We start from the raw sequence: 9,929 nt of genomic DNA on the forward strand, positions 1-9,929 counted from the left end.
GCGGGGTGGTCCGGTGGCGGGAGTTGGCGGGCTTCGGCGCCTCGCTCGAGCCCTTCTCGTAGCCCAGATGGCTGGTCAGCTCGGCCTGCAGGCCCCGCTCGAGCGCGGCCTTGACCAGCGCGGGCACGAACCCGCCGTCACCGGTGAGCTCGACGCCGCCCGCGTCGATCTGCGCGAACAGGGCATCAAGCTGCCCTGAGGCTTTCAGCTGCTCGACCAGGTCCTGGCCCGAGGGCTCGCCTGGGTTCTTCTCGTCGATCATGGTCATGATTCTTACCGTTCCTCTCGGTACGGCTTACACAGACCATCTGACACGCCCGCTTCGCCGCCTCCTTCCCCCTCCGGAAACCATCGGTGATCGACACCGAGGACATGGCCCGCTACCTGCTGGCCCGCAGCGAGGGCACCATCGGGGAGCTGGCCCACCTGCTGACCGCGGCCGCGGTGGCCGCCGTCGAGTCCGGCCTCGAGGCCATCGACCACCGGACCCTGACGATGGCTAACTACACCGGGCCGGCCGAACGCCGCCGGGTCTTCGAACGCGAGCTGCTGTGAGCACTCGGTGGCCGGTGCACCCGGCCCCGGTCACCGGTGAGGCACTCACCTCCTGGCTGCGCCGGATAGCCCACCGCTACGGGGCCGAGGTCGAGGACCTCGTTCTCGATACCGGGTTCTGCATCTCCCGCCCCGGGGACCTGGACGTGGCCGCCCCGGAGGAATTCATCAACCAGCTAGCCGGCCGCACCAGAACCGGAACCGACACCATACGGGCCATGACTCTCGGCGGGCAGACCCCCTGGCTGCTGGACCAACTCGAGCCAGCGGCGAAGGCCTACACCACCTATACCCGCCAGCTGGCGGTACTGCTGCCCCGGGGAAGGAGACGCGACCGTACCGTGGAGGACTGGCGGGCCTGGTTGCCCACGGATGCCGGCTGGCAACACCGGGCCTGTCCGCGCTGCACCATGGAATCCACCCCTCCCTGCCCCTACCAACTGGCGTGGCTGGTGCCCCTAATGCTCTCCTGCCCCGTCCACCACTGCCGACTCGAACGCCACAACGGCCCGGTGGGCTACCACGACTTCTGGCACGTCTCGCCGGGTAGGCCCGAGCCGCGACCGGTCGGGGCGGCGATCCGGAGCATGGACCAGCGGACCTGGCAGGCCCTGACCACAGGATCCGTCGCCCTTCCCCGACACCGGGTGCACGCAGGCCTCTGGTTCCGACTACTCAGGACGCTGCTCGACGAGCTCGGCGCGACCATCATCGAATGCGGCGCACCCGGCCGGCTGACACGACAGGTGTGGGACCGCACCGGCCACCCGGTCCGCGCCGGACAGGGCCCGTGGCGCCCCTACGAGGAACTCTCCGATCAGCGCCAACTCCAGTCCCTGGAAGCCGCCGCCACCGCGATACACCTGCTCGAAACCCGGGCCATGACCTGCCCCGGACGCGAAGCCGAGGTGTTCCTGCCCCAACCGGACATTTCCCGCGACCCCGGCAGCACCGAACAAACCACGGACCCCACCGCCATCCGTTGGCAGGAGATCAAAAAGAACTTTCAGGCCGTCGTCGAGGAAGCCCGGACCACCCCCGAGACCGCCCGCCAACTCTTCAACTTCTGCACGATGTACCGCCGCGACAACGACGAAGTGATCCAAGGCGTCCGGAGCAATTTCACCGAGCTCGGCATCCCTTCGGACTACCTGTCACCATAGCTGCGCCTTGACCGTCTGCGAGACGTAGAATAAATGACCGGTTACGTGACAATATTTCTCAACACCTCGCTCTGCGGGCCTCGTGTCACATAAACGATCGAATAAATGACAGGGGTGGTGGGCGGTGCTCGTGGGGTACATGCGGGTGTCTAAGGCTGACGGCTCCCAGGCCACCGACCTGCAACGCGACGCCCTGCTCGAAGCCGGCGTGGAACCGGAGGCTCTGTACGAGGACAAGGCCTCCGGCAAGAGCGATGACCGTCCCCATCTGGCCGCGTGCCTGAAAGCGCTGCGGGCCGGGGATACCCTGCTGGTGTGGAAGCTGGACCGACTCGGCCGGGACCTGCGCCACCTGGTCAACATCGTGCACGAGCTCACCGAGCGGGGCGTGGGCCTGAAGGTGCTCACCGGCCAGGGGGCGGCGATTGACACCACGACCGCCTCCGGCAAGCTGGTGTTCGGGATCTTCGCCGCCCTGGCCGAGTTCGAACGCGAGCTGATCTCCGAACGCACCAAGGCCGGCCTGGCCTCGGCCCGGGCCCGAGGCCGCAAGGGCGGCCGGCCCTACAAGATGACCCCGGCCAAGATCCGCCTGGCGATGGCCTCGATGGGGAACAAGGACACCAACGTCGGTGCCCTGTGTAAGGAACTGGGCATCACCCGCCAGACCCTCTACCGCCACGTCTCACCCACGGGGGAACTGCGCGAAGCCGGACAGAAGGTGCTGGCCCAACGCCGATGACCACCGCGGGCTGCGGAGCTGTGTGCCGCCGATGGTGACCCACCCGGGGGCGTGTCGTATGACGTGCCGTCGCGGGACGGACCACCGGACGGGTCATGCGGGATGTCCCTAGTGGCGTGCCACTGTTCATCCATGTCGGCTGCGGGTGTGTCCGGTGGGGGGTTCCTCCTGCGGACGCGTCTATTGCTCAACCAGCCCCACTGGGTCAGTGGTGGGTGGGGTGTTCGTGGTGGGCGTGGGCGGCGGGTTCGAGTTGGAAGGTGGAGTGGTCGATCGCCACGTCGAAGTGCTCGGCGACGCAGTGTTGGAGCTGGTCCAGGATCTGGGGGGCGTGCCCGTCGTGGAAGCAGTGGTCCTCGACGACGACGTGGGCGCTGAGCACGGGGACCCCGGTGGCGATCTGGGAGGCGTGCAGGTCGTGCACGGACACCACGTGCGGCACCGCTTCAAGGTGGTCCCGAACCTCGGCGAGGTCCAGGTCCCGGGGGGTGGATTCGAGCAGGATGTGCGCGGCCTCGGCCAGGATCTTCAGGGTGCGGGGCACAATCAACACGGCGATGAGCATCCCGGCCACGGCGTCGGCCTGCGCCCAGCCGGTGGTGGCGATGACCAGGGCGCTGGCGATCACGGCCACCGAGCCCAGCGCATCGTTGAGGACCTCCAGGAACGCGGCGCGCATGTTCAGGTTGGCCCCGCGGCCGGAGCCGAGGACGGCCAGCGAGGCGAGGTTACCGGCCAAGCCGAGGATCCCGAACAGCAGCAGAGGGCCGGAGGCTACCTCGGGCGGGGCGAACAGTCGCTGCAGGCCCTCGATGAAGGCGTAGAGACCCACGGCCAGCAGGATGGCGGCCTGGGCCAGGGCGGCCAACACCTCGGCGCGCAGGAACCCCCAGGTGCGCCGGGCCGTGGGCGGCCGGGCCATCAGGGTGGAGGCCAGCAGGGCCATCAGCAACCCGCCAGCGTCGGTGAGCATGTGCGCCGCGTCCACCAGTAGGGCCAGGCTGCCGGTGATCAGCGCCCCGGCCACCTCGGCCAGCAGCACCGCCGTGGTGATGGCGAAAGCGACCGCCAGCCGCCAGCGGTGCGCCGGCGAGGCGTGGTGGTGTGCACCCATTAACTGTGTCCTCCTTCTCCGGGACCGGGCTCAGGCCGCGGCGGGGCCGTCGGGGCCCGGGGTGCCGGAGTGTGGGCAGAGCTCGACCGCGTGCCCGGTGACCGTCAGCAGCCGCTCGGCGGCGGCCAGCACCTGAAGCAGCTCGGGCTCGGCGGCCAGGGCGTACAGCGAGGCCCGGCCCACCGGCCGGGAGGCCACCAACCCGCAGCCGGCCAGGCAGGCCAGGTGCGCACTGACCGTGGACTGGGCCAACCCGAGGTGCTCGGTCAGCTCGCGCACCTTGTGCTCCCCGGTGGCCAGGTGCCGCAGGATCGCCAACCGGGTGGGGTCGGAGAACCCGTGGAACAGCGCCGCCGCCGGGCCCAGGCCCGCCGCCGGGGACACCCCCGGCTCCTTAATCATCGTCATACGACGATGATAGCGCCTTCAGTCGATAATGGCGAGGTCGCGCCCCAGGACCGGTCAGAAGCCGGTGAAGGCGGGGAGGAACTGGACGAAGACCGAGCCGGCGACGGCGACGTAGGCGACGGCGATGAGGGTCCCGGCCCAGCCGGTGGCGAACCGGACCACCCCCGGCGGGGCGGGGATCACGCCGTGGGCGAGGTTGCGGGCGGTGAGCAGGAGGAACAGGGGGATCATGGCCGCCCAGACGATCATGCAGTACAGGCAGAGGATGTAGATCTCGTACAGGGCCTGGAACCACAGCCAGGCCACGAACCCTATCCCGAGGGTGACCCCGGCCTGCAGCCCGAGCCAGTACCCGCGGCCGGGCCGGGCCCCGGAGAGCACGACCATCGCGGTGGAGATCACCACGGCGAAGGCGACGATGCCGATCAGCGGGTTGGGGAAGCCGAACAGCTCGGACTGCCAGGTGCCCATGACCCGTCCGCAGGACACCCAGGGGTTGATGTCACAGCTGGTGGTGTGGCCGGGGTTCTCGTAGAGGGCGAGGCGTTCGAGGACCAGGGTCGCCGAGGCGATCCAGCCGACGGCGCCGGTGACGAGCAGCACCAGGCCGAAGGCCCGGCGCCCGGTGAACCACGCCGGGGCCGGCGCCGGGCCGGCTGCCGATACTGGGGAGGCGGCGCTCGGGGCGGTGGGCTCGGTGAGCCGGTCGGTCATGGGAAGTCCTTTGCTCTCGGTCCTCTGCTCTGGCCCGGGTGGCCGCGGATGGTCCGGGCGGTCAGTCCTGGGTGGCGGCCTCGACGGCGGCGGTGAACTCTTCCAGGCTGTTCACGGTGAGCGGCTCACCGTCGAGGTAGAAGGTCGGGGTCCCGGCCACGCCCAGGGCGGTGCCGTCGGCCACGTCCAGCTCGACCCGGTCCCGGGTGGCCGGGTCGGCCACCGCGGCATCGTAGGCGGCCATGTCCAGGCCCAACTCTTCGGCGTAGGCCCGGAAGACCGGGCTGCGGTCCTCCGTGGTGTGGCTCCACTCGGTCTGGGTCTCGAACATCTTCTGGTACATCGACTCGTAGGCGCCCTGCTGGGCAGCGGCCTCCACGGCGATGGCCGCGGTGACCGAGTTCGGGTGGCCCGGCAGCGGGAAGTACCGGTGCACGAAGGTCACGGTGTCCGCATACTCGGCGCGCAGGTCCTCCACGAAGGGGTAAGCCGCCGCGCAGGCCTCGCACTCGAAGTCCAGGAACTCCACCAGCACGGCCTTCTCATTGGGGGCCTGCGAGAGCACCCGGCTATTCTCCCGCACCAACTGACCGGCAGACCCAGTCGACTGCCCGGTGGACTGGGCGGTGGACTGGTTGGGGTCCTGCTGCTGGGCGGTGGCGGTCCCGCGGGCCACAAGGTAACCGATGAGGGCGGCGGCCACGACCAGGCCCAGCAGCACCCAGACCACGATCTTGGCCCGGCGCTGCCGGGACGGGGTGGAAGCGGTGGGGTCAGGGGAAGTCACGAGCGGTCCAATCCGTGAGGTGGGGGGCGTGTGCGGGCGGGGTTAGACGGGGGTGGTGAAGGTGCCGGCCAGGTTCTGCAGCTGGTAGATCCACAGGGTCCAGATCCCGGTGACCATCAGCACCCCGACGAGCACCAGCAGTACCCCGCCGATGATGTTGAAGGCGCGGATGTGGCGGCGGACGAAGCCCAGCGTTCGGGTGACCCAGTCCAGGCCCATCGCCACCAGCACGAAGGGGATGCCCAGGCCCAGACAGTAGAGGAAGCCCAGCAGGGCCCCGCGCCAGGGGTCCCCGGTGGTGGTGCTCAACGCCAGCACGGCGCTGAGGGTCGGGCCCATACACGGGGTCCAGCCCAGGCCGAAGACCACCCCGAGCAGCGGGGCCCCGGCGATCCCGGTCCTGGGCTGGAAGGACATCCGCCGGGTGTTCTGCAGGAACGGCAGCCAGCCGATGAGCACCAGGCCCATCAGGATCACGAACACCCCCAAGGCCCGGATCAGCGCGTCCTGCCACTGCAACAGCCACCCGCCGATCACCCCGAAGGCGGCCCCGTAGAGGGTGAACACCGCGGCGAAGCCCATAATGAACAGTCCCACCCCGGTCATCACCCGGCGCCGGTTGTCCGCCCGGCGCGGGTCGGCCAGCCCGGAGACATACCCCAGGTATCCGGGCACCAGCGGCAAGATGCACGGGGAGAGGAAGGACACCAGCCCGGCGACCACGGCCAGCGGCATCGCCACCAGCAGTGCCCCGGACTGGACCATCTCGGCGAAGAACCCACCCAGGCTCATGGCCGTCCTCCTCGGCCCCGGCAGCGGCGATGCGGGAAGGTGGGGCAGCAACGGGCAGTCACGGAGGGTCCTCACTGATTCAATCGATCGGGGTCGCCCGGCCCGGGCGAAACCCCGCAAGAGACTACAGTGCAGGCTGTATAGTTCACCACATGCTGACGATTGCGACACGGTTGGACGTGATGAACCGGCTGGGCCGGGCGATGGCCGACCCCACCCGATCCCGGATCCTGCTGTCCCTGCTGGAGGGCCCCGGGTATCCGGCCGAGCTGGCCCAGGCCCTGGGGCTGAGCCGGTCGAACGTGTCGAACCACCTGGCCTGCCTGCGGGACTGCGGGATCGTGGCCGTCGAGCACCAGGGCCGCCGCACCCGGTACGCGATCGTCGATGCGCACCTGGCCCGGGCGCTGAGCAGTCTGCTCGAGGTGACCCTCGCGGTGGATGCCTCCGCGCCCTGCCTGGACCCGGGCTGCCCGGTACCCGGGTGCTGCGACACGGCGGAGGTGGCCTCGTGAGCGCCGCCTGCGGCTGCGAGGCCCCGACCCCCACTCCCGGTGCACCCGAGGAGCACGAGGAGCACCGGCCGTGGTGGCGCGATGCAGCCATCCTGCTCCCGGCGCTCTCCGGGCTGGCGTTCCTCACCGGGCTGGTCCTGGAATGGTCCGGGGCCGGTCTCGTGGCCACGGTGGTGTTCTGGGTCGGGCTGGTGCTGGGCGCCTGGACCTTCGTGCCCGGGGCGCTGCGCGGATTGTTCACCCGGGGCCGGCTCGGGATCGGACTGCTGATGACGATCAGCGCCATCGGCGCGGTGATCCTGGGCTACATCGAGGAGGCCGCCGCCCTGGCGTTCCTGTACTCCATCGCCGAGGCCCTGGAAGACAAGGCCATGGACCGGGCCCGGGCGGGCCTGCGCGCCCTGCTGAAACTGGTGCCCGAGACCGCGACCATCCGGGCCGGCGGGGCCACGGTGGAGGTCGAGGCCAAGGACCTGCGACCCGGGCAGGTGCTCGTGGTCCGGCCCGGGGAACGGGTCGCCACCGACGGGATCGTGCGTACCGGGCGCAGTTCCCTGGACACCTCGGCGATCACCGGCGAGTCCATCCCGGTCGAGGTCGGCCCGGGAGACACCGTCTCGGCCGGGTCGATCAATACCGCCGGGGCCCTGGAGATTGACGCCACCGCCGCCGGCACCGACAACTCCCTGACCACCATCGTGCACCTGGTCGAACAGGCCCAGGCCGAGAAGGGGGACCGGGCCCGGCTGGCCGACCGGATCGCGAAGCCCCTGGTGCCCGGGGTGCTCATCCTGGCCGTGCTCGTCGCGGCCCTCGGGTCCCTGCTCGGGGACCCGGAACTGTGGATCACCCGCGCCCTGGTGGTGTTGGTGGCCGCCTCCCCCTGCGCCTTGGCCATCGCGGTCCCGGTCACGGTGGTCTCCGCGATCGGCGCGGCCAGCCGGTTCGGGGTCGTCATCAAGTCCGGGGCCGCCTTCGAGCGCCTCGGCGGGATCCGCCACCTGGCCGTGGACAAGACCGGGACCCTGACCCGCAACCAGCCCACCGTCACCGCCGTGCTCACCACCCCCGGCCTCACCGAGGATCAGGTGCTGGGCTGGGCCGCCGCGCTGGAACAGCACAGCACCCACCCGCTGGCCGCGGCCATCATCGCCGCCGCCCCCGACGCACCCGGGGCCAAGGCCGTCACCGAGACCGCCGGGCACGGCATCACCGGCCGTATCGACGGGGCCACGATCACGGTCGGCAGCCCCCGCTGGCTCGACCCCGGGCCCCTGGCCGCCCAGGTCCAGCAGCTGGAGGACCAGGGCATGACCGTGGTCATCATCCACCGCGACGGGACGGTCGCCGGAGCGATCGGGGTCCGTGACGAACTGCGCCCCGAGGTCCCCGCCGTCGTGACCACCCTGACCGGCCAGGGCATCGGCCTGACGATGCTCACCGGGGACAACGCCCGCACCGCCCGGGCGATCGCTGCCCAGGCCGGCATCGGCGACGTTCGCGCCGAGCTGCGCCCCGAGGACAAGGCCGCCGCCGTCGGTCAGCTGACCGGCACCCGGCCCACCGCGATGATCGGGGACGGCATCAACGACGCCCCCGCCCTGGCCGCCGCCGAGGTCGGCATCGCCATGGGCGCCACCGGCTCGGACGCGGCCATCGAGTCCGCGGACGTGGCCTTCACCGGTCACGATCTGCGCCTGATCCCCCAGGCCTTGGCCCACGCCCGCCGCGGCCGGGCCATCATGAACCAGAACATCGTCCTGTCGCTGCTGATCATCGGAGTGCTGCTGCCGTTGGCCATCACCGGCATGCTCGGCCTGGCCGCCGTGGTCCTGGTGCACGAGGTCGCCGAGGTCATCGTCATCGGCAACGGCCTGCGTGCGGCCACCACCCGACGCACCGCCCTGGCATCCCTCACCGACCGGCAGGCCCAACGCTCCACCGTGGGATGAGCTCCCACCGTGCCTGCGGGGTAGATGCTCCGCAGGCACGGTGAGACCCGGCCTGCCCGCGCCGTCCGGTACCTTCCAGTGACTGCGTAGGTCGTGCGGAGGTCGGTCAATCCACTGAGGCGCCGGGAAACGGGCGCACCGCGAAAGGACACGAATGAACCATCGGCGCAGGTACCCCCTGGTGCTCTTGACCATTGCGATCGGGGCCGGCGTAGTGGTCCTGGACCAGGTGACCAAGTGGTGGGCGGAGAACAGCCTGTCCACGGGCGAGCGAGTCCCGCTCCTGGGTGAGCTGCTCGGGCTCCAGCTGGCCTACAACCCCGGGGCGGCCTTCTCGTTCGGGGCCAACTCGACCTGGATCTTCACCATCATCTCGGCGGTGGCGGTCGCCGCGGCGATCTGGTTCACCCTCCGGGTCCGTACCGTGTCCTGGGCGATCGTGATCGGGTGTCTCGGCGGCGCGGTGACTTCCCACCTGGGTGACCGGCTCCTGCGCCCACCGTCATTCGGGCAAGGCCACGTGGTGGACTTCCTCGCCTACGGGAACTGGTTCATCGGCAACATCGCGGACATCTTCATTGTCGGCGGGGCGCTGGCCGCGGTCCTCCTGACCGCCACGGTGCCCGACCGGGGCACCGTCGACGCCGCGCGATAACCACTACTAGGACTCCCCTCCGCGGCCCGCTGCAGTCGGTCCCCCCTAGGGAGTCAACCTGCCGGCGCCGTACGAGACCACACGGTGATCTTGGCGGGGTGGGGCGGTGCGACAGGTGGGTGGCACGCCTCGACGCCGGTCGGCGATGGAGCAGAAGCCCCGGCCCTGGGAACGACAGACCATATCCGCGTCCCGACCCCGGTGCTCCTGACCCCTGTGGTCAAGGGGCCGATCGTGCACAGGCCGACGGCCGGGCGTGTCAGATGGTCTGTGTAAGCCGTACCGAGAGGAACGGTAAGAATCATGACCATGATCGACGAGAAGAACCCAGGCGAGCCCTCGGGCCAGGACCTGGTCGAGCAGCTGAAAGCCTCAGGGCAGCTTGATGCCCTGTTCGCGCAGATCGACGCGGGCGGCGTCGAGCTCACCGGTGACGGCGGGTTCGTGCCCGCGCTGGTCAAGGCCGCGCTCGAGCGGGGCCTGCAGGCCGAGCTGACCAGCCATCTGGGCTACGAGAAGGGCTCGAGCGAGG

At 70.4% G+C, this 9,929-nt stretch carries 10 protein-coding genes and 3 pseudogenes; 7 read left to right on the forward strand and 6 right to left on the reverse strand.

Annotation, left to right across the window (positions count from 1 at the left end; genetic code table 11):
- A pseudogene (locus G6R13_RS11850) lies at positions 1 to 262 on the reverse strand (IS256 family transposase); the annotation flags it as partial.
- A 53-nt stretch (positions 263 to 315) separates the two neighbouring features.
- Between G6R13_RS11850 and G6R13_RS11855 the strand changes: the two are divergent.
- From G6R13_RS11855 to G6R13_RS11865, 3 genes and pseudogenes are all read left to right on the forward strand, one after another.
- Positions 316 to 555, forward strand: a pseudogene (locus G6R13_RS11855) (transposase); the annotation flags it as partial.
- Positions 552 to 1,718 carry a TniQ family protein gene (locus G6R13_RS11860; RefSeq protein WP_080981719.1) on the forward strand — a complete coding sequence of 389 codons (1,167 nt, stop codon included), beginning with the start codon at positions 552 to 554 and terminating at the stop codon, positions 1,716 to 1,718. The pseudogene G6R13_RS11855 and the gene G6R13_RS11860, both read left to right, overlap by 4 nt.
- Before the next feature lie 124 nt (positions 1,719 to 1,842).
- Positions 1,843 to 2,460 (forward strand): recombinase family protein, encoded by a 618-nt coding sequence (locus G6R13_RS11865; protein WP_036313821.1) that lies wholly within the window; start codon positions 1,843 to 1,845, stop codon positions 2,458 to 2,460.
- 205 nt (positions 2,461 to 2,665) lie between these two features.
- Here the strand turns inward: G6R13_RS11865 and G6R13_RS11870 are convergent, their stop codons facing one another.
- The 5 genes from G6R13_RS11870 to G6R13_RS11890 all read right to left on the reverse strand — a co-directional run bounded on the left by G6R13_RS11870 (position 2,666) and on the right by G6R13_RS11890 (position 6,275).
- Positions 2,666 to 3,574: a cation diffusion facilitator family transporter gene (locus G6R13_RS11870; protein WP_036313825.1), complete on the reverse strand. Its 909-nt coding sequence runs from the start codon at positions 3,572 to 3,574 to the stop codon at positions 2,666 to 2,668.
- Between the two features lie 30 nt (positions 3,575 to 3,604).
- Positions 3,605 to 3,982, reverse strand: a complete 378-nt coding sequence (locus tag G6R13_RS11875) for a metalloregulator ArsR/SmtB family transcription factor (RefSeq protein ID WP_036313828.1) — start codon at positions 3,980 to 3,982, stop codon at positions 3,605 to 3,607.
- Between the two features lie 54 nt (positions 3,983 to 4,036).
- Positions 4,037 to 4,696 (reverse strand): vitamin K epoxide reductase family protein, encoded by a 660-nt coding sequence (locus tag G6R13_RS11880; RefSeq protein WP_036313831.1) that lies wholly within the window; start codon positions 4,694 to 4,696, stop codon positions 4,037 to 4,039.
- Positions 4,697 to 4,757: 61 nt separating this feature from the next.
- A complete protein-coding gene (locus tag G6R13_RS11885; protein WP_081097719.1) occupies positions 4,758 to 5,483 on the reverse strand; it encodes a thioredoxin domain-containing protein in 726 nt (241 codons plus the stop codon).
- A gap of 42 nt (positions 5,484 to 5,525) precedes the next feature.
- On the reverse strand, positions 5,526 to 6,275 hold the full coding sequence (locus G6R13_RS11890; protein WP_036313837.1) for a cytochrome c biogenesis protein CcdA: 750 nt from the start codon (positions 6,273 to 6,275) through the stop codon (positions 5,526 to 5,528).
- 152 nt (positions 6,276 to 6,427) lie between these two features.
- Here G6R13_RS11890 and G6R13_RS11895 point away from each other — a divergent pair, with 152 nt between their 5' ends.
- From G6R13_RS11895 to G6R13_RS11910, 4 genes and pseudogenes are all read left to right on the forward strand, one after another.
- Entirely contained in the window at positions 6,428 to 6,790 is a 363-nt protein-coding gene (locus G6R13_RS11895) for a metalloregulator ArsR/SmtB family transcription factor (RefSeq protein ID WP_060775722.1), read from the forward strand.
- Positions 6,787 to 8,742 carry a cation-translocating P-type ATPase gene (locus tag G6R13_RS11900; protein ID WP_199727645.1) on the forward strand — a complete coding sequence of 652 codons (1,956 nt, stop codon included), beginning with the start codon at positions 6,787 to 6,789 and terminating at the stop codon, positions 8,740 to 8,742. Before G6R13_RS11895 ends, G6R13_RS11900 begins: the two co-directional genes overlap by 4 nt.
- A gap of 181 nt (positions 8,743 to 8,923) precedes the next feature.
- Positions 8,924 to 9,397 carry a signal peptidase II gene (locus G6R13_RS11905; protein WP_227718746.1) on the forward strand — a complete coding sequence of 158 codons (474 nt, stop codon included), beginning with the start codon at positions 8,924 to 8,926 and terminating at the stop codon, positions 9,395 to 9,397.
- 309 nt (positions 9,398 to 9,706) lie between these two features.
- Positions 9,707 to 9,929, forward strand: a pseudogene (locus G6R13_RS11910) (IS256 family transposase); the annotation flags it as partial.

The sequence above is a fragment of the Micrococcus sp. Alg238-R198 genome, assembly GCF_900537135.1.
Lineage (GTDB): Bacteria > Actinomycetota > Actinomycetes > Actinomycetales > Micrococcaceae > Micrococcus > Micrococcus luteus.